Genomic DNA, 21,330 nt, shown 5'->3' with positions numbered 1-21,330 from the left:
GAGCTGATAGGTCACGACCCGATACGACGACGTTCGCGGCTCAAATCGAAGATCTGGATACCATCCCTTGGGCGGCCACGGTTGCGCCATTTCGGATGTTTCAGCGTGTAGGTGGCATCGTCGTAGCCTGCCTGCCAATGTTCGTTGATGGAGGCGCGCGAAAATTCATAGTCCATCGAATGGGTGGCGTGGGCGGCGCGCCGGTGAATGAGGTGGACGATGGTGACGTCATATTCCTGGCCAATGGAGCGCAGCAGCTTGGCATCCTCGTCATCGCGAAATTCCGGCGGCAGCTTGTCCAGCAGGCGTTTCGCGGCCCGGCGGATCACCTGTTTGCGGGCGAATTCATCGGTATTCATACGGGTTCGGCTGGAAAAACGGATCTCCTTGGTGCGGCTTTCCACCTCGAACTGGTCCTTTGGCATGTCACCACGCGCGCTGAACAGATCGACCTGGAAAATGTCGAGATCCCTTTGGCTTTCATTGGTTTCCAGCACATGCTGCAAGGGTGTGTTCGAGACCAATCCACCATCCCAATAAAACCGGCCATCAATTTCAACCGGTGGGAAACCGGGCGGCAGCGCGCCGGAAGCAGCGATATGGCGGGCATCGAGCCTGGTGTGACGATTGTCGAAATAGGCGAAATTGCCGGAGAGAACGTCCACAGCGCCGAGGCTGAGACGTGTCGTGCCGTCATTCAGCAATTTGAAATCGATCAGATTGTTCAGCGTCTTGATCAGCGGTTCGGTGTCATAAACGCTGACCCGGTAATCGGGATTGAGCAGCACTTGCTGCGGGGTGGGCAGACGCGGTGAAAAGAAACCGGGAATGCCAAACATCATGCCGGTCAGCGCCGAGAGATCGTTGGTGGTGCGCCGCGACGCGGTGTCCTGATCGCCAAGGTTGAAATTCAGCTGCGAAGACACCATGTCCCAGAAGGCGCGCAGGTTTTCCACCCGTTTTTCCCTGGGGCTGCCAGCAATCAGCGCCGAGTTGATCGATCCGATGGAAATACCGGCCAGCCAATCCGGATCGACATCATGGGCGTGAAGAGCCTCATAAGCACCGGCCTGATAAGCACCCAAAGCCCCCCCACCCTGAAAGACAAAAATACGATCAGTGGCGGCATTGGTCTCGGACGACAGCATCGGCATTCACCATGGATTATTGCATTGCGGTGAAGATAGCCGTTTTTCCGCGCTATTCCAGTATCTTGCCGCCACACTTATCGTTTATGGCGAAATAATTTGCTCTGCTTCATTCATGAGATCCGTGCGCCGGTAAGGCGCACGGATCTGGTTATTATCAGGCGGCCAGATCAAGCACGATCCGTCCATCGATCTTGCCTTCGCGCATCCGGTCAAAAATCGCATTGATATTTTCCAGCTTGTCCCAAGAGAAATGGGCCGCAACCTTGCCTTCACCGGCAAATTGCAGCGATTCCTCAAGATCCTGCCGGGTGCCGACAATCGAGCCACGCACGGTGATGCGCTTCAGCACGGTTTCGAATACCGGCAGCGAAATGAAGCCCGGCGGCAGACCGACCAATGCCATCGTGCCCTTGGAGCGCAGGAAGCCATAGGCCTGTTCCATCGCTTTCGGGGAAACGGCTGTCACCAGCGCGCCGTGAACGCCGCCGGTCGCTTTCTGCACCTGCTCGATAGCGTCGGCTGCCCGGCCATTGACGACCACATCGGCCCCCAGCTTCTTGGCCAGTTCCAGCTTGTCATCGAAAATATCGGCGGCAACCACATGCATGCCCATGGCCTTGGCATATTGCACAGCCATATGGCCAAGCCCGCCAATGCCAGAAATGACGACCCATTCGCCGGGCCGCACTTCGGTTTCCTTCAGGCCCTTATAGACGGTGACACCGGCGCAGAGAATGGGCGCGGCAGCGCCGAATTCCAGGTTATCAGGCAGGCGGCCAACATAATCGGGATCGGCAAGTCCGTATTGGGCAAAGGTGCCGTTGACCGAATAGCCGGTATTCTGCTGGCTGCCGCACAGCGTTTCCCAGCCGGTGCGGCAGGGATTGCAGCAGCCGCAGGCGGTATGCAGCCAGGGAACGCCAATCCGGTCGCCTTCCTTGATCCGGGTGACACCTGCGCCGAGCTTGGCGACAAAGCCAACGCCTTCGTGGCCGGGAATGAAGGGTGGGTTGGGCTTGACCGGCCAGTCGCCGCTGATGGCGTGCAGGTCGGTATGGCAAACGCCGGTCGCCGCATATTTGACCAAAATCTGGCCAGGACCGGGTTCGGGGATCGGCATTTCCTCAATGGTCAGCGGCTTGCCGAATTCGCGCGCAACAGCGGCTTTCATCATCGATGCCATGATTTCCTCCATAGAAATTGATGTTTTAAAATTCAACATCGTGTCCCGGCTCATGCTGAGACTATGGAGGACCCTAGTGCAGGGCGGGGCGATTGCTTTTGATTGATATCAATCCGCCCCGCTTTGTTCTAGCAGGTGTTCCTATGCCAGGTTCTTTTTGAGAAAAGCTACCGTGCGTGACCAGGCAAGGTCTGCGGCCTCCTTGTTATAGCGGGCCGCTGACGTGTCATTGTTGAAGGCATGATTGACGCCGTCATAGACAAAGATCTCAGCTTGCTTGCCATTGGCCTCAAGCGCCTTGCGATAGGCATCGATCCCGGCATTGATGCGCTCGTCAAGCCCAGCGTAATGCAGCATCAAGGGTGCATTGATGGCCGGCACCTGATCGGCGGGCGGCTGGGCACCGTAATAGGCGACACCTGCCCCAAGCAGCGGTGAGGCGATGGCCAATCGGTTGACCATGCCACCGCCCCAGCAAAAGCCGATGGCGCCAACCTTGCCGTTGACACCCTTCACGGCAGCGAGATAGGCGCGGCTGGCCTCCGCATTGTTCACTGTAGCGCCGAGGTCGAGCGTGGTGAACATGTCGCGGGCCTTGTCTTCGTCCTCCGGCGTGCCGCCCTGTGGCGACAGAAAATCCGGTGCCAGCGTAACGAAGCCTTCTAGCGCCAACCGGCGTGTCACATCCTGGATATGCGGATTGAGGCCACGGTTCTCGTGGATGACGATTACGCCGGGCAAGGCGGACTTGGCGTCTTTCGGGGTCACCAGATAGCCCTTCATCTCGCCGCTTGCGCCTGGATAAGTAACCATTGACGCGGTCAATCGTTCATCGTTTTCCGGCGTCAGCGCTGCATTGGCCCTGTTAGCGGCCAGCATCGGCATAATGGCTGCGGCAGCGGCACCCGAACCGGCAAGCTTCGTGAGTTTTTCCATGAAGCCCCGGCGGTCGAGGCTGAGATGGGTATAGTCATCATAGGCGTTGATCATCGCCTGGGTGATCGCTGGGGTAACGGCTGGCTTTTCCATCGGTGTCCTCCACAAGGTTGTCCAGTCTAAAAGATAGAAAACCCGAACCGGCATCCAATGTTCATGGGAGGCCAATCCGGGTTTTCATCAACACTTATTCGTGACCGCGACGTCTTTTATGCAGCGCCCGGATAGTTGGGGCTTTCGCGGGTGATGGTGACACCGTGCGGATGGCTTTCGCGCAGGCCCGCGCCGGAAATCCGCACAAAGGTCGCTTTGTCCTGGAAATCCTTGATGTCCTTGCCGCCGACATAGCCCATGGCCGCCTTGAGACCGCCTGCCAGTTGGTGCAGCACGGCGGAGACCGGGCCCTTATAAGGCACCTGGCCTTCGATGCCTTCCGGCACCAGCTTCAGCGTATCGCGCACTTCCGCCTGGAAATAGCGGTCCGCCGAGCCGCGCGCCATGGCGCCGACCGAGCCCATGCCGCGATAGGCCTTGAAGGAGCGGCCCTGGTAGAGAAACACTTCGCCGGGGCTTTCATCCGTACCGGCCAGCAGCGAACCGACCATGACGGCGGATGCACCAGCGGCAATCGCCTTGGCCAGATCACCGGAGAATTTCACCCCGCCATCGGCGATAACAGGAATATCAAGCTTATGAGCTGCTTCGACGGCTGCCATGATGGCGGCCAGCTGCGGCACGCCGACGCCTGCGACGATACGGGTCGTGCAGATCGAGCCAGGGCCGATACCGACCTTGACGCCATCGGCGCCTGCATCGATCAGGGCGCGGGTACCGTCGCCGGTCGCAACATTGCCGGCAATGATCCGCACCGAGTTCGACATTTTCTTCACGGCGGTTACTGCATCCAGCACCCGTTGTGAATGGCCGTGGGCGGTATCAACAACGATCACGTCGACACCAGCTTCGATCAGCCGTTCGGCCCGTTCGCGTCCATCATCGCCGGTGGAGATAGCGGCGGCGACCCGCAGGCGGCCCTGAAAATCCTTGGCGGCATGGGGGTTGAGCTGCGACTTTTCGATATCCTTAACGGTGATCAGGCCGACGCAGCGGCCTTCATTGTCCACCACCAGCAGCTTTTCGATCCGGTGGCTATGCAGGAGACGCTTGGCTTCCTGCTGCTCGACGCCATCCTTGACGGTGATCAGGTTATCGCGGGTCATCAATTCATGGATCTTCTGGGAATGATCCGAGGCAAAGCGCACATCGCGATTGGTGAGAATGCCGACCAGGCGACCGGGACGGCCACCGTTTTCGACGACCGGAATGCCGGAAATACCGTGGGCCTTCATCAGGCCGAGTGCTTCGGCCAGCGTCGCATCCGGATGGATGGTGACAGGATTGATCACCATGCCGCTTTCGAATTTCTTGACCTGGCGAACCTCTTCGGCCTGTTCGGTCGGCGTTAAATTGCGGTGGATGACACCAAGGCCGCCAGCCTGGGCCATGGCGATCGCCAGACGACTCTCGGTGACCGTATCCATGGCGGAAGACAGGATGGGAAGCGAAAGATCGATATCCTTGGCGATCCGGGTGGAGATATTCGTCTGGCCCGGCATGACTTCCGAATGTCCGGGCTGGAGGAGAACATCGTCAAAGGTAAGCGCTTCTGCGCCGGTTGCCGAAATTACGATCCGTGCCATGCCAATATCCTTCATATGAATAGGCAGAGTCCTCCAGAAAAGCGATTTTCCTCTGGATTCCTTTGCATGTAATGCTTGGAGGTTGGCGAGGGCTGGTAACACGTTCATGACAGGAAGGGAATAGCAAAAGCATGGATTGTGGATGACATCAGTCATCCCTCTTTTTAACGATCCTGCCTCTGTTCCGAGGGTGTCGATTTTTCCCGCGCGCTGGCGGCAAGACCATCGGCCAGCGCTTCCATATCCGCTTGGCGGGCGCTGGATCGCCGCCAGATCAGGCCGATTTCGCGGTAGGGTGGGGGATCGGTGAAGGGAATGATGCGGATCTTGTTGCGGCTGGTTTCGGTCTCGATCGCCATTTCGGGGATCAGCGTCATGCCCATGTCATGGGACACCATCTGGAGCAGTGTCGCCATCGAGGTTGCGCCGAAATTGACCATGCTGCGCCGGCTGGCAGTTTTGCAGACGGCCAGCGCCTGATCGCGCAGGCAATGGCCCTCTTCCAGCAGCAGCAACCGGTCGGTATCCACGTCCGCTTCCACCAGGGGTGACAGAAGCACGGCGTCGTCATTGCGGGCCACGGCCATGAAAAATCGATCGACCAGCAGGCTGCGGCAGACCAGAGCGTCCGCATCCACCGGCAGCGCCGCGACGACCGCATCCAGTTTGCCGTCATTCAAGTCGGACAGCAGTCGATCTGTGATCGCTTCTTTAAGCTCAATCTCGATCAGAGGATGATTTTGCCGCAGATAAGGCACCATGCGCGGCACCATATAGGGGGCGACGGTCGGAATGATGCCAATCCGCACCAGGCCTTCCAACATGCCGCCATTGTTGCGCGCCGCCTGTTCCAGCCGATCTATTCCCGCCAGCACCTCACGCACATGGGTCAGGATTTCCAGTCCCTTGGTGGTCAGGATCGTGCTGGCGCGCGTACGCTCGATCAGCATCACACCGAGATGCTTTTCCATCTCCATGATCTGCGCCGAAAGCGCCGGTTGGCTGACATGGACAAGATCGGCGGCCCGGCCAAAATGCAGCGTGGTGGCAAGCGCATCGAAATAGCGCATTTGACGTATGGTCAGCATGATAGGATTTCCAAATCGTATTTAAAAATAAATACGATTGGAAATTATCAGCCGTCAATGGAACACTGCAGTCATTGAGACGAAACATTGTTTTAAAATCAATTTTGACGGAGACGGCCTTCCAAAGGAGGAAGCCATGATAGATTTCTCGGACAATAAAGACCACAGCCGGCATTCAGGTGCCGGAACCGATCATCGGGCGTCAACTGGCGTATTTCAAACTGGTACATCCAGACGATGAAGCGAGTATTCATACTGCCTTAATGCAGTTTCCGGCTTCGAAGCAGATATGATCCCAGCATCGCCGCTGAAGAGCCCTACACGTATCTGTTTCGAAAGGGGGCGTCAGAAGCCGTTTTGATACGGTTTCTGACCCCCTGTTTTGTATGGGTTTACTAATTTGCATTAATCAAAACTGAACACCCTTCCAATAGAGCCCTTACCTGTGGTCCACATGATGTGGAAATTATCCTGGGACAGGACGGAATGGTGACGGCGATGAAAATGCCGATTGAAAGCTCGCGAATCAACCCACGTAAGCAGCCAAAACAGAAGCGCAGTATCCAGCGTGTCGAAAATATTCTGAATTCGGCTGAGTTTCTTATTATCAAGCATGGGGTTTCCCAATTGCGCATGACGGATATTGCCGCTAATGCCGGCGTACCTGTGGGTTCCGTCTACCAATTCTTTCCGCAGAAAGCGGCTGTGCTTAAAGCCATCATGGATCTGCGCCTGACCAGCTTGGCCGAGGATATTACCATGCAGTTAACGGATGTGCGCGACGAAGCGGATGCGCGCGCCCGTTTGGTCGATCTGATCGAACGCGGTGCGCGCCTGCACCGTGACAATCCGCTGTGTCGCGAGTTCTGGATTGCAATGTCGACCGATCCGGATCTCGGGGCGATGCAATACAAGGCTCAGGAAGACATTGGCGCGTTGGCGATGAGATGGCTGGGGCCATTTGCCGGTGGCGGGGATGGACAGGGCAAACACAATCGTTTCCTGCTGGTTGCGGTGCTGAGTGGAGCGGTTTTCCGCGCCATCGCCGAGAAGCATGAGCGAGCCTGGGCGATGTTGGACGAGTGGAAAAAGGCTGCATGCGCCATGCTGTTTCAACCCGCTCAAAAGTGATTGTCTCGGGTCCTGAGGCAATACGAACGGTCATTTTCAATGAAACGTCGTATTACCAGCCGGGGATCATATGTCCCGCCCGCAGGCGCGGATAGTAACGGGAATAGGTTTTCGTTTCTCCGTCCATGTCGTCTTCGATGGCCGTCGGGTTGATATTGTCGAGGCAGGCGGCGATATGGTCGGTGATGGCGTTCATCAGCGAGGGTGACATTCCGGGACGTTTCATGATGCCGATCTGCACGGGCGGCAGTGGCGGAAAGCCATCTAACTGGCCCAGCACTTTCATACCGGTTCGCAGCGCCGATTCCGGCAGAACAGAAACGGCCAAGCCAGCCAGCACTGCGGCGGCGACCACGGTCGATGACCAACTGGTGAACAGGATCTGATAGTCGCGCCCGTCGGCATCGAGCGCCGAACAGGCCAACTGCCGCCAATTGCAATCGCGCCGTCCAACCGCAAGCGGTACAGGCGCATCATCGCGCAAGGGATGGTTGGCCGAAGCCACCCAGCAAAGCGGCTCGGTGCGCATCACGTCGGATTGTCTGGTCGCCGGGTTATGGGTCACAAGTGCGATGTCTAACTCACCTCTGGCCATTTTTTCGGCCAGATCGGAGGATGGTTCGCAAACGATGTAAAGCTCGACATTGGGATGGGTCTTGGCGAAACGGCCAATAATTTCCGGCATGTAGCGGTCGGCATAATCATCCGGCGTGCCGATCCGTAACGTACCTTCCAACCGGTTGTCGTCGAAAGCCGCAATCGCCTCGCTGTTCAGCCGGACGATCCGCCGGGCATAGTTCAGCAGTTTTTCGCCTTCTGCGGTCAGCCGGTTGCCACGCCCGTCCTTGATGAACAATTGCTTGCCGATCCGCTCTTCCAGGCGGCGCATCTGCATGGAAACGGCTGATTGGGTCTTGAAGACCCGCCCTGCCGCCTTGGTAAAACTGCCGGTATCGACAATGGCGATGAAGGTTTGCAACTGGTCTGTATCGAGAGGTGCGGACATGGCGGACATTCCATCAGTTGGATTGATGATTACCATTAGAAACATTCACTGGACTGATCAATAGAAATTCGGCAAATCTTAAACTGCAAAGTGTCAATCGACGCCACGAGTGACCAACTGATGTTCAGTTGTCGCGGTGTCCTCCAACCCCTTCACGGCGTCCCCCCGGCTTGGTTTTCCAAGCGCGGTCGCCCCTTCTCGTGCCGAATTTGAAAGGACTATTGTCATGCGCACGACCAGACAGATCACCGTAGCGGCTTTTCCTCACGCAGAGGGCGCGGTCATCGCGGCCCTTCGCGCCATTGTCTGGACAGTGAATTCTGTGCTGCGCACGCTCAATAACCGCCGTGCGGCTCTTAAGCTCGCGGATCTCGACGATTACCTTCTGCATGATGTCGGTTTGACCCGAGCTGAGCTGGAGGCCGAATTGTCGAAGTCCGGGCCACTTGGAGATCCGTCGGCAAAGTTGGCAGGTGTCGCTCGCGCCAGGACCCGCAAACAGGTGAGCACGCTTTCTCTCGGCTGAACGATCCCGTTTCCACCCGCCATCCCCGCAGGGCGAAAAGCCAATCGGCCCTGCTTTTGCCCGGCAACAGGTCACTGTTGCCGGGTCTTTTTTCGTGTGCCAACCCGTGTTGGAACTGCCGTCAGTGCTTGGAGTGAGTGGCGCCTTCGTCCGACTCAGTGCGAGCATCCTTGCCGGGCGCCGTCACATAGGTCTCGAAGATCTGTTCCACACTCTTCTGATAGCTTTTCTGCACGTTCAGACCACTGTCGAACATCGTGTTGACGATATCCATCATCGATTTTCTGGCTTCTGTTTCCGGCGTCGGCTTTGGTGCCTCGGCTTTGGGGGCTTGCCCCATCGAACCGCTGACCATGTCCTGCCAGGCCTTTGTGAAGGGATTGTCCAGGAAAGGGTTCGTTTCGGTCTTGGGTGCTGCCTTGGCCGCGCTTATGCCCATCATTTGCTGCCAGGCAGCAATGAAGGGATTGTCGAAGGGACCGGGCGATGTCGGTTGAGCTTTCGGTGAAAATCCCGTTGCCTGAAGCCATTCCTGGATCATCCCAGCCATTGGGCCAGCCATCGGGTTATTGGCGAAGGGATTGCTGGCCTGCTGCATCTGTCCAAGGCTCTGCTTGAACAATCCGCCCATGATCGTATCGGCCATAGCCGGTAGCATGCGTTTCAGAATGTCCTGGCCGATGCCAGTGATCTGGGCCGCTTGGGCGGCGACAGCGCGCGACACCTCCTTGGAGCCGAACAATTGTTGCAGAACCTGATTGCCGTCGGCAATGCCCTGAGGCGTAAAGGCCTTGCCCATATCTTCGAAATACTGGGCATAATTGCCGGACGATAAGGCAGCAAACAGGCTGGATAGATCATAGGGATTGGCGGCGGTGCGCTTGAATCCGGAGGAAAAGGCCGGCGTCAATGCGGCAAGCGCCTGCGTTACCTGTTCTTGGGCAAGCCCGAACTGCTTTGCCATGGCGTCCATGGCCGCGCCATTCTGTGCTCTCAACAGCATATCAAACAGTGGCAACATTTGCATTCGCTCCCCGGCACATAGCCTTTTTATACGGTATTCATGCGTTGGCGATAGTCCGCATGGTGAGCCGGTGGCTCCAAAACGCCATATGCTTGATCGCCCCGAGCCTTATGTTCCTGTTTTTCAGCATGGTTCATGACATTGCACCCGCCAATTCCCATCAGCTTGATTCAAGGAGAAAATCACACGAGAGCCACTATAGCGGGAAATATCCCGCTGCAAATCGTTTTTTTAAGCAAGCACAAGGGTTTGGGGGTGGGGTGCCGACCTCAATATTGATAGGCGGAAAATACAGGTTCTACCTGGCTATCCCACGGGCCATGATAGAGATCCAGCATGTCCTGTGCCAGGGAATGGCCTCGTTCCACGATACTGTCCAGCGGTTGCAGATAGATCGATTCGTCTTGGCCTTCCGCATTCAGCCGGGCGCGTGCCACAAGACCAGCCCTCGACAAGGCCAGCAAATCGCGGCTCACATCCAGAACGGAGCGGCCCTCTACGGTGGCATCGAAGCCGAGCGTCGGAACGGTATCACGAAGTGCTGTTACCGCTGCCAAATCCCAACCAGACGTCAGATTGTCAGCCGCCGCAAGCGCGGTATCGTCATACAGCAGCCCGACCCAAAAAGCCGAAAGCGCCGTGATATGGCTTTGCGGGCCGCCATCGGCCAATCGCATTTCCAGGAATCGTTTCAGGCGGACATCGGGAAACAGCGTTCCCAGGTGATTGGTCCAGTCTCCCATCGTCGGCTGCCAGGCGGCGATTTCGCCCTTCAAACCACCCGCCATGAATTGGCGGAAAGTGATATGGGTGCAGTCGTGATAGCGGCCATCCCGCATGACGAAATACATCGGCACATCAAGCGCCCATTCGACATAATCAATAAAACCGAAATCCGGTTTGAACACGAAGGGCAGCAGGCCGGAGCGGCGATTGTCTGTATCGCGCCAGATCTCGCCGCGCCAGGACAGCAGGCCGTTCGGCTTGCCTTCGGTAAAGGGCGAGGCGGCAAACAGCGCCATGGCGATGGCTTGCAGCCTGGTGGAAACCCGCATCTTGGTGCGCATGTCGACTTCTGATGAAAAGTCGAGATTGACCTGGATCGTCGAGCTTCGATACATCATGTCCAAACCCTTCGAGCCGACGTTCGGCATGTAGCGGGTCATGATGTCGTAGCGGGATTTCGGCATGCGCGGCGTCTGCTCTAGGGTCCAGAGCGGGCTGCCGCCCATGCCCAGAAAGCGGATACCCATCGGCTCGGCGACTTCCCGCAGGATTTCGAGATGCTGGAGGGTTTCGCCCGCCGTTTCGTGCAGGGTCTCCAGGGCCGCGCCTGACAGTTCGAACTGCCCGCCCGGCTCAATGGAAATCGCGCCCTGGCCACTGCCACCGGCCAGGCCAATGATGTTTCCGCCATCGATGATCGGTTCCCAGCCAAGCCAGGCCTGCATGCCCTTCAGCAGCGCTGAAATGCTGGCATCGCCGAAATAGGGGACGGGCGAGAGATCGGCGGTGAAAAAACCGAATTTTTCATGCTCCGTGCCGATGCGAAATGTTTCTTTCGGCTTGCACCCCACAGCCATATAGGCCGCCATGTCCTCAATCGAGGTCAGGGGCGTGTCATCGGTTGTATCGCGAGCCATGAAGCCGACCTTGTTCTGCTACAGGTTTTATTTTCGCATCGGACCGAAAACCGGTTTCCACTTTTCGATCCGATGCGTTACCGAGGGTTGATAGGGCTGAACCCGGCGGCTGCGCAAGCGAATTTTGCGATTTGACGTTCAACAATATTGAACGAGATATGCCGGGTTGTTTCAAGTTCATTTCCAATCGCCAATGCTGGCCTGAACCACGGCCAGGGCAGCCACAGCGGCGGTATCGGCGCGCAGAATACGCGGCCCCAGCGGAATGGCCGTGACAAAGCCGAGGTTGCGCAACAGGCTGCGTTCCTCATCGGAAAATCCACCTTCTGGCCCAACCAGTAATGCCAGTTGCCGTTCCTTGATTGCCGCCAGTGCCGGCATGGGATTGTCGGTGGCACTGTCTTCGTCACAGAAAATGATCCGATGGGTGGTAGGCCAGGTTTCCAGCAGGTCCTTGAGCTTGACCAGCGGTGCAACCTTTGGAACGGCCAGGATGCCGCATTGCTCGGCTGCCTCGATCACATTGGCCTGCAAGCGCTCGATGCTGCCGATCCTGCCTTGAACATGCTGGGTCATCACTGGCTGGAGCGCACCGGCACCCATTTCCACCGCCTTCTGGACGAGATAGTCCATCCGCCCGACTTTCAGCGGCGCAAACAGAAATGTCAGGTCGCTGGGGCGGGGCTGCGGGCGGGTTTGGCTCTGCGGGATCAGCGCGATTCGTTTGCGGGTCGGAAAGGCAAGGCTTGCCTTCCATTCGCCATCGCGGCCATTGAAGACAAGCACTTCGGCACCTTCGGTGAGGCGCAGGACATTGGCAAGATAGTTATACTGTTCCGGTGTCGTCGCCACTGGGTTTGTTGCTTCCAGCCCGGCGTCGACATAGAGTCTCTGCATCTTGTAATTTGCTCGCATGCCTTATGACCGTCTCACATTATCGAAAGAGCGCGAACATAACCCGGTAAATCAGCGCTGCAAGCCCTGCGGAGACCGGAAGCGTTACCAACCAGGCGCCCATGATGGTGAGGATGTGAGAGCGGCGGACCAATCGACGCCGGTTTACCTCATCGGCATTGGACGGTTTCGGGGCTTTACGCTTCCATTCCGCCGACTTCATCAGCATGTACTCCAGCCGCCGTTTTGAATGGCGATTATACCATTCCCGGAAAAAGCCGAGGCCAAACACCGCACCGATGGCGATATGGGTGGAGCTGACCGGCAGCCCCAGCTTGGAAGCGGTGATGACGGTGATGGCGGAGGAAAGCGAGACGCAATAGGCCCGCATCGGGTTGAGTTTGGTGATCTTGGTGCCGACAAGGCGGATCAGCCTTGGGCCAAACAGCAGAAGTCCGGTGGAAATGCCGAGCGCGCCTATCGTGACCACCCAGAGCGGTGCGGTCATTCGCGTGTGCAGATCATTCGATATGACGGTATGAACAATCGCCGCCAGCGGGCCGATGGCGTTGGAAACGTCGTTGGCGCCATGCGCGAAGGACAGCAAAGCGGCGGCACCGATCAGCGGCATCCGAAACAGTTTGCGCAAGGATTGATTACGGTTTTCCAGTCCTACCGCTTGCTGGCGCACGATAGGCCGGGCCACAAGCCAGGCAATGGTGCCGATCACCAGGCCGAACAGAACGGCTCGATCCGAGATGATCGTAAAGCCCATGCCGGTGGTTTTCAGGCTGAGATAGCAACTGAAGCAACCGGCCATCAATCCAATCAGAATCGGCACCCATCGGCGCGCCTGGGCAATCTTGTCGGGGCGGTAAACGATCAGGTCGTAGATCAGAAACAGGATGGCGGCCGCGATCACCCCGCCTAACACCGGCGAAATTACCCAGCCGAGCGTTATGGTGGCTATGGTCTGCCAATTGACGGCGGCGGTTCCCATAGCAGAGGCGGCGGCCCCCATGACACTGCCGACGATGGAATGTGTCGTGGAGACCGGGGCATTGGCCCAAGTGGCGAGATTGATCCAGAGGGCTGCCGCCAGCAGAGCGGCCATCATGATCCAGATAAAGGTTTGCGGATTACCAACCAGGGATGGCGCCAGGATACCTGAGGAAATCGTATCGGTGACTTCGCTTCCGGCAATCATCGCCCCGGCAATTTCGAAAAATGCCGCCATCACCAGCGCGCCGGTCATCGTCATGGCCCGGGCGCCCACCGCCGCCCCGACATTGTTGGTCACGTCATTGGCACCGATATTCAGCGCCATGTAGCCGGCAAGTGCGGCTGCGGCGATGATGATGGCAGAGCCCGTCCGGTCTGCTGCAAACCCGAGCGCGAAAACCGCGGCGAAGATCAGGAAGATCAGCGCCATGCCATAGGGAGCCGCACCACGTGCCACATGCTGGGCGGCACGTTCGAGCAGGGTCAGCCGGTCAAGATCCTTGTCCAGCATTGGTCGGGCGTATTTTGGAGGCTTACTCATGCTTGGCGTGCTGGTTCTATCATAGACGTGGGCCACATGGGTAAAAACCGATGTCGCGACAATGGGAGGGGGCCTTGGGAGAGGCCCGTGAGAAGGAAGGACTGATATGCGGCGCACTCTGGTTAGTTTGGCCGCACGGTGCTGTAGCGCATAATTGCCTGGATCGGAATTGATTTAAAATGTGTCAGAGAAAAAGTCGAACTCGGATTCTCTGACAGCCTCTTCAATAACAGGCACTCGCCAGCAACTCTCTCTTCTCTATCGACAATAGCGCGAAATGCCTATGGTATCCGATAGAAAGATAATAGCCGATTGTGATAACCGTAAGACGTCACTTATCGGCACATCAGCCCGTTTTTGCGGCATTGCGCTGGCGTGACAGGGAAAGAAGATGAAAAAGCCGTTTTAATTGTGGTTCCTGCACCCGGCTAGCGGCAACGTCGCAGCTTACCCATTCCAATATGCGGGTGCCTTTTTCCGGATAATCGTCAACAAACTCGCGCACTTCCAGCAGGTAAACCTTCACCTCACACGGGATTTTCAGCCCGTCCGGCATGCCTTTCATGTAAAAATAAGAACCGAGACTGGTTTTGGCGATCTTTCCCTTGACGCCTGCTTCTTCGTAAGCCTCACGCTGGGCCACGAGATGCGACTTTTTCGAGCCCATGGGCCAGCCTTTAGGAATGACCCAGCGCCCGGTATCGCGGCTGGTAATCAGTAGAACTTCCAGAAGCCCCGTTTCGGTTTCGCGATAGCAAAGCGCGGCAAATTGCTGCTTGGGCGGGCGCCGAAACATCAATTCCAAATCCGACACGATGCGTTGTAAAATAGCCAATGCGTAAATCCGTATTTTTGATTATTGTAATATAATTGATTCCCGCAAAGGTTGGTAGCGGTTTCGTTGAGCGAGAAAAACATTCGGCAGGTAAACCGAGTCTTCCATAATAGAACTCATGAATGCCTTCATGCAATTGTCATGAGGAACTGTCTGTCATGCGCCCATCGCAATGCGGCGCTCTTATTGTGGCACGTTCGAGCCGAGTGAACCCTTGTCCACCTGTCGAAAACCAAAGCGATTCGGTGATTACGCGTCAGTGTCGCGAATGATGACGATTCGCATGGCCGCGAAATTTTGTCTTTGACCGTCTTGTTTGTTGCGTCATGTCGGCCTTTTCTTCGATTACACCGAAAATAATTCCTAAATATGACCTTATTTGCCTTTTCTCCGTGAGGCGCTTCTTTTGCGGTTCATCCTGGGTCCTTATGGTGCGCGCGTTTTGAGAGAGAAGACGATGGCAAAGAAAGCTGCTGCGAAATTCGATCGTGCCGGACTGGCTTCGCTTGGCGCGGAAAAATTGGCGGAGATCCTGCTGGATGAGGCCAGCGCCAATAAAGCCTTGAAACTGCGCCTGCAAGCAGCTCTTGCGGGGACAGCGGGGTCAACCAAAGTGCTGGCCCGGATCGACAAGCGCCTGGATCAGATTGAGCGCTCTGCTTCCGGCATTACCGCCAACCGTGCGCGCGAATTGTCGACCGAGCTGGGCGGCATGATGCGAACCATTGGCGGCGAGCTTGGCGATGATCCGGTTGCTGCAGCCGAGCGGATGGTGCGGATGATGTCCGTTATGTTGGGGATGACGCATCGCCTCTACGACCGCAGCGCCAAGCTGGAAAAACTGTCGGAAGACATTATTGCTGCTGCGGTTTCGATGATTGCGGCTTTGCCGGACGCGGGGCAGGTCATGTTGGTGCCGGCCCTGGAAAAGGTCCGGGCTGCTGACAAGCACCGCGAGCTGGGCGATGTCTTTTCACAAATGATGGCAGTGCTTGGTACAGCCGCCGCCGATACCTGGAAGAAACTGCTGGAAGGAGCGCTCAAGAATAGTCGCTCGCCACAACACATCCTGCAACTTCTCCAGGATCTCGCCGTCAAGCGGCAGGATTTCGATGAAGTGATCCGGTTGGAAGAGGCCAAGCCAGAACTCTATCAGGATAGTCTTGTCCTGGCGCATCTGCTGTTTGACGCCCAGCGTTTCGAGCAGGCACTCGATTGGGTGCGGCGAAAGCCAAAGGGCATGCGTGTTATCCGTATCGGCGGGATGACGGCAGCGGCTGGCCCGGACTATGGTGTGCAGGAGCGCAAGCTGCTGGAGGCCGATATTCTCGAACGCCTCAAACGGCGAGGGGATGCCCAGGCTTTACGCTGGCAGGAGTTCTGCGAGACATTCGAGCCAGATGTGCTGCGAACCTATATTGCCAAGCTGGACGATTTCGCCGAATTCGAGGAGATGGACAAGGCGCTGCACCTTGTGATGACCAGCAAGGATGCCTATAAATCCCTGTGGTTTCTGATCGGCTGGCCAAAGCTTGATCTCGCCGCGCGGTTGGTGATCGACCACGCTCAGGACTGGGACGGTCGCCAATATGAACTGCTTTCCACAGCAGCGGAGAAGCTCTCGGAAGAGCAGCCGGAGGCGGCAACGGTGCTTTACCGGGTGCTGGTCAGTGACATTCTCAAGCGCAGTTTGTCGCAAGCCTATCACCATGCTGCGTCCTATCTTGTGGCACTGGCCGATCTGGTGCCGCGTGTTTCGGCCATTAACGGCCAATACGATCATGTCAGGTTCATGCAGAGCCTGAGACTAAAGCACGCCAAGAAATATTCGTTCTGGATGCTGCTGCCCGAAGACCTTCGTTGACAAGGTTTTGACATGGCGGCTGGCAGTTGGGGGCTTCGAGGAGCAAACGGCAGATGGAGAGGATGGCCATCTCCGCACGGTTTTCATTTGAGGAATTGGCCGACGCAGATAAGGTGCTGCATCTGAGCGGCGCTTCGGGAGGACTGGATGGCCGATACCATTGAATTTCTAAAGCCCGATGCTGGCATTCTTGATCGGCGTGACCGGATCGTCGCCGAACTGTCGGCAATCATGCCTAGGGAAAGGCTGATCCATAAGCCAAGAGAGCTGGTGCCCTTCGAGACCGATGGGTTTCTGGCCTATCGCCGCCAGCCGCTCTGTGTCGCCCTGCCTGAAACCACGGCGCAGGTGGCGGCTGTGATGCAATATTGCCATCGCCATAAGCTGCCAATCGTGCCGCGCGGCGCGGGAACCTCGCTTTCCGGCGGCGCGATCCCCCAGGAGGATGCGGTGGTGATCGGCCTGTCGGTCATGACCCGAATTCTCGACATTGATTTTATGAACCGCACCGCCACTGTTCAGGCTGGTGTGACCAATTTGGCGATCTCAGAAGCTGTTGGGCCGCAGGGGTTTTTCTACGCGCCTGACCCCAGTTCGCAGTTGGCCTGTACGATTGGCGGCAATATCGGCATGAATTCCGGTGGCGCCCACTGTCTGAAATATGGCGTGACCACCAACAATCTTCTCGGCGTGAAGATGGTGCTGGTCGATGGCACGGTAATTGAACTGGGCGGCAAGGCGCTCGATAGCAGCGGTTACGATCTGCTTGGCCTGATCTGTGGCTCGGAAGGGCAACTGGGCATTGTCACCGAGGCAACCGTGCGGCTGCTGGCCAAGCCGGAAGGCGCGCGTCCGGTCCTGTTCGGCTTCGATAGCGCCGAGGCCGCCGGTACCTGCGTTGCCGATATCATTGGGGCTGGCATCGTGCCGGTGGCGATGGAATTCATGGACAAGCCCGCCATCGAGATTTGCGAGGCCTTCGCCCATGCCGGTTATCCCAGGGATGTCGAGGCACTGCTGATTATCGAGGTCGAGGGATCGGACGCCGAGATGGAGGCGATGTTGGCCGATATCTGCGAAATCGCCCGACGCCATGGGGTGAAAACCATCCGCGAAAGCCAGTCGGCGACGGAAGCCGCGCTGATCTGGAAAGGCCGTAAATCCGCTTTCGGGGCAACGGGCCGGATCGCCGATTATATCTGCATGGATGGCACGGTGCCGCTCAGCCAATTGGCCTATGTTTTGAAAAAGACCTCGGAGATCATTGACCGTTACGGCCTGCGGGTAGCCAATGTCTTTCATGCTGGCGATGGCAATATGCATCCTCTGATCCTCTACAATATCAACGATCCCGAAGATGCCGCCAAGGCGGAGGCGGCAGGCAATGAAATCCTCAAGCTTTGCGTCGATGCCGGTGGCTGCCTGACCGGCGAGCATGGTGTCGGCATCGAAAAGCGCGACCTGATGCGCCATCAGTTTTCCAAGGCTGATCTTGCCCAGCAAATGGCAGTTCGTGCGGCTTTCGATCCCGATTGGCTGCTCAACCCCAGCAAGGTCTTTCCACTGGAGGGCCGGGCGTGAGCACGTTTCTGGCGCCGCAAACGGAAGATGAGGCTGCGGCAATCATCGCCGAGAGCGCTACGACGGGCAGGACGCTTGCCATCAAGGGTGGCGGTACGCGCGCAGGCTTCGGCAATCGCCTTGAGACCGATGCGATACTGTCATCCAGCGGGCTTTCCGGGATTGTTGCCTATAATCCAGCAGAAATGGTGCTGACGGCGAAAGCCGGGACGCCGATGGCCGAGATCGAGGCGGCGGTAGCCGAGAAAGGCCAGTCGCTGGCCTTTGAGCCGCCGGATCATCGCGGTTTGATGGGGACGACAGGGGAGCCGACGATTGGCGGCGCCTTCAGCGTCAATGCTTCGGGGCCTCGGCGCTTTGTGGCAGGGGCGGCCCGCGACCACCTGTTGGGTGTCCGTTTCGTCAATGGCAAAGGCGAGGTGATCAAAGCAGGCGGACGGGTGATGAAGAATGTCACCGGGCTTGATCTGGCGAAACTTCTGGCCGGTTCGCATGGCACGCTTGGGTTTTTGACGGAAGTAACCTTCAAGGTCCTGCCGCGTCCGCGCCTGACGCAAACGGTGGTGGTGTCAGGTCTTGACGACGCGGCTGCCGCCCATGCCATGGCCGTCGCGCTTGCCATGCCGGTCGAGGTGACAGGCGCTGCCCATCTGCCGGAACTGGTTCGGCCCCGCCTGATCGGCGGAAATCTACGGGATGGGCCAGCCACGGTATTGCGGCTGGAAGGCCTGCCTGCCTCGGTGCGCGAGCGGACGGAAAAGCTGTTGGCGGTGATGGAACGACTTGGAACCGTCACGCTGCTGGATGAGCCGCAAAGCCTTGTTGTTTGGCGGGAAATCCGCGATGTGCGACCCTTCGCGGCCATGTTGGACAAGCCGGTCTGGAAAGTCTCCGTCGCACCGACAGCAGGCCATCACCTGGTCGCTGGCTTGCGCCTGCATGCGGCTATCGATGCCTTTTACGACTGGCAGGGCGGTCTGGTCTGGATGCAGATGGAGGCGGACCCGGAGGGCGAACTCATCCGGCAGGGAATCGTGGCACTTGGCGGGGGACATGCCTCTCTTCTGCGGGCCGATGAGGCAGTCAGACGGGCCTCATCCTCATTCGATCCGTCGCAACCCGCTGTGGCTGCCTTGATGCAACAGGTTCGGGTTTCTCTCGATCCCAAAATGGTATTCAATCGTAACGGGATTTTCTGAAAATTTACTACCTGCTGATGTGCGCTTTTTTGCAACACTCATCAGGGGGATCGAAATGCTGAAAATCGATGATGCCATTGGTCTGATTATTGACGGAACGCACGAAGCCAATCGAAAATATCTGCGCATGTCGGGGGGCGCTACCGTTCATGAATATGGGATAGAGCCTTTGATTTCGGCGACGATTGCCGAAACGCTGTATAATTCAGGCGCCCAGAGAGGAGAGGAGTGCTTCGTTACTCTGGAAACGACGTGCTGGGAGCTGGTGAAGTGGTCGCTGGGTGGCGAGGTGGAAGACAGTGTTTACAAGGATAGCGACGGGCAGAGGGGCGACGTCGTTTACTGGAATCGGCATAATTTGCCGGAAGGCGTGGTTGAGGTAAAACGGCATTTTTCCTTTTCAAACTGCGAAGATGATATCCGCAAAATCTCTTCGCTTTTGTCGCGTCTGGATACTCAGGAGGAAGGTACGTTGAAATGGGGCGCTGTTGCTTCCATGAGAGAAACGACCAATACTTCTACCAAGGACAAGAAAGCTGTGCTGAAAGACTTTCTCAGCAAATGTGAAGAGAAGTTCCCGGATTTTACGTTCAAAGGACGATGCGAAGAAGTTGAGGTCGAAGCAGATTCCGCTGTTAAGAAACGACGTCCGGAATTGACCGCCTTCCAGGCCTATGCAGTGCTCTTCAGGAGAAAGAAGGAATAGGTGCAGACCAATTTTTCCATAACCCAACTTGCCGATCCAAAAACCGCAGAAGCCGAGAGCATCCTGCGCCGCTGCGTGCATTGCGGCTTCTGCACCGCAACCTGTCCCACCTATGTCACGCTTGGCAATGAGTTGGACAGTCCGCGCGGGCGCATCTATCTGATCAAGGATATGCTGGAAAACGGGAGGGCAGCGGATGAGGAAATCGTCACGCATATAGACCGATGTCTGTCCTGTCTGGCCTGTACGACGACCTGTCCCTCCGGTGTCGATTACATGCATCTGGTCGACCATGCCCGCAACCATATCGAAAACACCTATCAAAGGCCGCTTGCCGACCGGTTGCTCCGCAAGCTGCTGGCGGCGGTGCTGCCTTATCCGGGGCGTATGCGGGTGGCGCTGGCCTTTGCCCGGTTTGGACGACCGTTTGCGCCACTGATGGAGCGTGTTGCCGCCTTGAAGCCTATGGCGGCGATGTTGCGACTGGCACCTCAGGATGTGCCTTATCCATCGTCTATCTCACGCCCGGGTTTGCATTCGGCGCGGGGCAATCGCAAAGGCCGGGTTGCGCTTCTGACAGGCTGCGCTCAGTCGGTGCTTGATCCCGGTATCAATGACGCGACTGTTGCGCTGCTGACCCGGCTGGGTATCGAGGTCGTCGTTCCCAAGGGGGAGGGCTGCTGCGGGGCGCTGGTGCATCACATGGGGCGTGAGACGGATGCGCTTGCCGCAGCGAGGCGTAATATTGATGCCTGGATGGTGGAGATCGGGTCGGGTGAGACAAGCGCTCTGGATGCCATCGTTATCACCACATCCGGCTGCGGCACGACCATCAAGGATTACGGCCATATGTTGCGCCACGACCCGGTCTATAGCGCCAAGGCAGCACGGGTTTCGGCGCTGGCCAAGGACGTGAGCGAGTACCTCTCCAGTCTGGATCTGCCGCAGCAGGCGGATAAGGGCGTGACCGTTGCCTATCATTCCGCCTGTTCGCTGCAACACGGCCAGAAGATAACGGCCCTGCCGAAATTACTGCTGAAAACGGCGGGCTTTACGGTGCGGGATCCGGCGGAAGGGCATTTATGCTGCGGCTCGGCTGGAACCTATAATATTCTCCAGCCGGACATTTCGCAGCAATTGAAAGCCCGCAAGCTGCGCAACATCCAGGCGGTCAATCCCGATGTCATTGCTGCCGGTAATATTGGCTGCATGACCCAGATCGGTTCAGGAACCGACATCCCTGTCGTCCACACTGTCGAATTGCTCAACTGGGCGTTTGGCGGAGAAAAACCCCAGAAATTAAAGGATTTATAATCGCAG

At 57.4% G+C, this 21,330-nt stretch carries 18 protein-coding genes; 7 read left to right on the top strand and 11 right to left on the bottom strand.

What is annotated here, in order from left to right; genetic code table 11:
• Positions 1–11 precede the first annotated feature (11 nt).
• The 5 genes from IEI95_RS03815 to IEI95_RS03795 all read right to left on the bottom strand — a co-directional run bounded on the left by IEI95_RS03815 (position 12) and on the right by IEI95_RS03795 (position 6,058).
• On the bottom strand, positions 12–1,148 hold the full coding sequence (locus IEI95_RS03815; RefSeq protein WP_156532286.1) for a patatin-like phospholipase family protein: 1,137 nt from the start codon (positions 1,146–1,148) through the stop codon (positions 12–14).
• A 157-nt stretch (positions 1,149–1,305) separates the two neighbouring features.
• Positions 1,306–2,334, bottom strand: a complete 1,029-nt coding sequence (gene adhP, locus IEI95_RS03810; RefSeq protein WP_012654080.1) for an alcohol dehydrogenase AdhP — start codon at positions 2,332–2,334, stop codon at positions 1,306–1,308.
• Positions 2,335–2,475: 141 nt separating this feature from the next.
• Positions 2,476–3,363 carry a dienelactone hydrolase family protein gene (locus tag IEI95_RS03805; RefSeq protein WP_156532287.1) on the bottom strand — a complete coding sequence of 296 codons (888 nt, stop codon included), beginning with the start codon at positions 3,361–3,363 and terminating at the stop codon, positions 2,476–2,478.
• 116 nt (positions 3,364–3,479) lie between these two features.
• A complete protein-coding gene (gene guaB, locus IEI95_RS03800) occupies positions 3,480–4,970 on the bottom strand; it encodes an IMP dehydrogenase (RefSeq protein ID WP_070165755.1) in 1,491 nt (496 codons plus the stop codon).
• A gap of 164 nt (positions 4,971–5,134) precedes the next feature.
• Positions 5,135–6,058 (bottom strand): hydrogen peroxide-inducible genes activator, encoded by a 924-nt coding sequence (locus IEI95_RS03795; protein WP_156532288.1) that lies wholly within the window; start codon positions 6,056–6,058, stop codon positions 5,135–5,137.
• Positions 6,059–6,544: 486 nt separating this feature from the next.
• On the opposite strand from IEI95_RS03795, the gene IEI95_RS03790 reads away from it, so the two are divergent.
• Complete coding sequence (locus IEI95_RS03790; RefSeq protein ID WP_087730227.1) at positions 6,545–7,189, top strand: TetR family transcriptional regulator; 645 nt, start codon at positions 6,545–6,547, stop codon at positions 7,187–7,189.
• A gap of 52 nt (positions 7,190–7,241) precedes the next feature.
• On the opposite strand, the gene IEI95_RS03785 is transcribed toward IEI95_RS03790, so the two are convergent.
• Positions 7,242–8,195, bottom strand: a complete 954-nt coding sequence (locus IEI95_RS03785) for a LysR substrate-binding domain-containing protein (RefSeq protein WP_041698964.1) — start codon at positions 8,193–8,195, stop codon at positions 7,242–7,244.
• Positions 8,196–8,421: 226 nt separating this feature from the next.
• Between IEI95_RS03785 and IEI95_RS03780 the strand changes: the two genes are divergently transcribed.
• The gene (locus IEI95_RS03780; protein ID WP_156532289.1) at positions 8,422–8,721 is read left to right on the top strand and encodes a DUF1127 domain-containing protein; all 300 of its coding nucleotides are present in this window, start codon (positions 8,422–8,424) and stop codon (positions 8,719–8,721) included.
• Between the two features lie 121 nt (positions 8,722–8,842).
• Here IEI95_RS03780 and IEI95_RS03775 read toward each other — a convergent pair whose 3' ends face one another.
• From IEI95_RS03775 to IEI95_RS03755, 5 genes are all read right to left on the bottom strand, one after another.
• A complete protein-coding gene (locus tag IEI95_RS03775) occupies positions 8,843–9,742 on the bottom strand; it encodes a DUF937 domain-containing protein (RefSeq protein WP_156532290.1) in 900 nt (299 codons plus the stop codon).
• A 272-nt stretch (positions 9,743–10,014) separates the two neighbouring features.
• A complete protein-coding gene (locus IEI95_RS03770) occupies positions 10,015–11,388 on the bottom strand; it encodes a glutamate--cysteine ligase (protein WP_156532291.1) in 1,374 nt (457 codons plus the stop codon).
• A 177-nt stretch (positions 11,389–11,565) separates the two neighbouring features.
• A complete protein-coding gene (locus IEI95_RS03765) occupies positions 11,566–12,303 on the bottom strand; it encodes a 16S rRNA (uracil(1498)-N(3))-methyltransferase (RefSeq protein WP_156537212.1) in 738 nt (245 codons plus the stop codon).
• Between the two features lie 19 nt (positions 12,304–12,322).
• Positions 12,323–13,825 (bottom strand): inorganic phosphate transporter, encoded by a 1,503-nt coding sequence (locus tag IEI95_RS03760; RefSeq protein WP_156532293.1) that lies wholly within the window; start codon positions 13,823–13,825, stop codon positions 12,323–12,325.
• Positions 13,826–14,171: 346 nt separating this feature from the next.
• Positions 14,172–14,621, bottom strand: a complete 450-nt coding sequence (locus IEI95_RS03755; protein WP_420360059.1) for an NUDIX hydrolase — start codon at positions 14,619–14,621, stop codon at positions 14,172–14,174.
• A 496-nt stretch (positions 14,622–15,117) separates the two neighbouring features.
• On the opposite strand from IEI95_RS03755, the gene IEI95_RS03750 reads away from it, so the two are divergent.
• From IEI95_RS03750 to glcF, 5 genes are all read left to right on the top strand, one after another.
• Complete coding sequence (locus IEI95_RS03750; protein ID WP_156532295.1) at positions 15,118–16,524, top strand: DUF6880 family protein; 1,407 nt, start codon at positions 15,118–15,120, stop codon at positions 16,522–16,524.
• Positions 16,525–16,671: 147 nt separating this feature from the next.
• Positions 16,672–18,105 carry an FAD-linked oxidase C-terminal domain-containing protein gene (locus IEI95_RS03745; RefSeq protein WP_156532296.1) on the top strand — a complete coding sequence of 478 codons (1,434 nt, stop codon included), beginning with the start codon at positions 16,672–16,674 and terminating at the stop codon, positions 18,103–18,105.
• Positions 18,102–19,304: an FAD-binding protein gene (locus IEI95_RS03740; RefSeq protein WP_194415946.1), complete on the top strand. Its 1,203-nt coding sequence runs from the start codon at positions 18,102–18,104 to the stop codon at positions 19,302–19,304. The genes IEI95_RS03745 and IEI95_RS03740 overlap by 4 nt, the downstream gene beginning before the upstream one ends.
• A gap of 55 nt (positions 19,305–19,359) precedes the next feature.
• The gene (locus IEI95_RS03735; protein WP_194415944.1) at positions 19,360–20,010 is read left to right on the top strand and encodes a hypothetical protein; all 651 of its coding nucleotides are present in this window, start codon (positions 19,360–19,362) and stop codon (positions 20,008–20,010) included.
• Positions 20,011–21,324: a glycolate oxidase subunit GlcF gene (gene glcF / locus IEI95_RS03730; RefSeq protein ID WP_194415942.1), complete on the top strand. Its 1,314-nt coding sequence runs from the start codon at positions 20,011–20,013 to the stop codon at positions 21,322–21,324.
• Positions 21,325–21,330 lie beyond the last annotated feature (6 nt).

The sequence above is a fragment of the Agrobacterium vitis genome, assembly GCF_014926405.1.
Taxonomy (GTDB): domain Bacteria; phylum Pseudomonadota; class Alphaproteobacteria; order Rhizobiales; family Rhizobiaceae; genus Allorhizobium; species Allorhizobium vitis_H.
This window is presented reverse-complemented; position numbering and strand designations above follow the sequence as displayed.

Bases quoted from the DNA above. Each gene is read 5' to 3' on its own strand.
- IEI95_RS03815 (WP_156532286.1), bottom strand. From the start codon at position 1,148: ATGCTGTCGTCCGAGACCAATGCCGCCACTGATCGTATTTTTGTCTTT.
- adhP (WP_012654080.1), bottom strand. From the start codon at position 2,334: ATGGCATCGATGATGAAAGCCGCTGTTGCGCGCGAATTCGGCAAGCCG.
- IEI95_RS03805 (WP_156532287.1), bottom strand. From the start codon at position 3,363: ATGGAAAAGCCAGCCGTTACCCCAGCGATCACCCAGGCGATGATCAAC.
- guaB (WP_070165755.1), bottom strand. From the start codon at position 4,970: ATGGCACGGATCGTAATTTCGGCAACCGGCGCAGAAGCGCTTACCTTT.
- IEI95_RS03795 (WP_156532288.1), bottom strand. From the start codon at position 6,058: ATGCTGACCATACGTCAAATGCGCTATTTCGATGCGCTTGCCACCACG.
- IEI95_RS03790 (WP_087730227.1), top strand. From the start codon at position 6,545: ATGGTGACGGCGATGAAAATGCCGATTGAAAGCTCGCGAATCAACCCA.
- IEI95_RS03785 (WP_041698964.1), bottom strand. From the start codon at position 8,195: ATGTCCGCACCTCTCGATACAGACCAGTTGCAAACCTTCATCGCCATT.
- IEI95_RS03780 (WP_156532289.1), top strand. From the start codon at position 8,422: ATGCGCACGACCAGACAGATCACCGTAGCGGCTTTTCCTCACGCAGAG.
- IEI95_RS03775 (WP_156532290.1), bottom strand. From the start codon at position 9,742: ATGTTGCCACTGTTTGATATGCTGTTGAGAGCACAGAATGGCGCGGCC.
- IEI95_RS03770 (WP_156532291.1), bottom strand. From the start codon at position 11,388: ATGGCTCGCGATACAACCGATGACACGCCCCTGACCTCGATTGAGGAC.
- IEI95_RS03765 (WP_156537212.1), bottom strand. From the start codon at position 12,303: ATGCGAGCAAATTACAAGATGCAGAGACTCTATGTCGACGCCGGGCTG.
- IEI95_RS03760 (WP_156532293.1), bottom strand. From the start codon at position 13,825: ATGAGTAAGCCTCCAAAATACGCCCGACCAATGCTGGACAAGGATCTT.
- IEI95_RS03755 (WP_420360059.1), bottom strand. From the start codon at position 14,621: ATGTTTCGGCGCCCGCCCAAGCAGCAATTTGCCGCGCTTTGCTATCGC.
- IEI95_RS03750 (WP_156532295.1), top strand. From the start codon at position 15,118: ATGGCAAAGAAAGCTGCTGCGAAATTCGATCGTGCCGGACTGGCTTCG.
- IEI95_RS03745 (WP_156532296.1), top strand. From the start codon at position 16,672: ATGGCCGATACCATTGAATTTCTAAAGCCCGATGCTGGCATTCTTGAT.
- IEI95_RS03735 (WP_194415944.1), top strand. From the start codon at position 19,360: ATGCTGAAAATCGATGATGCCATTGGTCTGATTATTGACGGAACGCAC.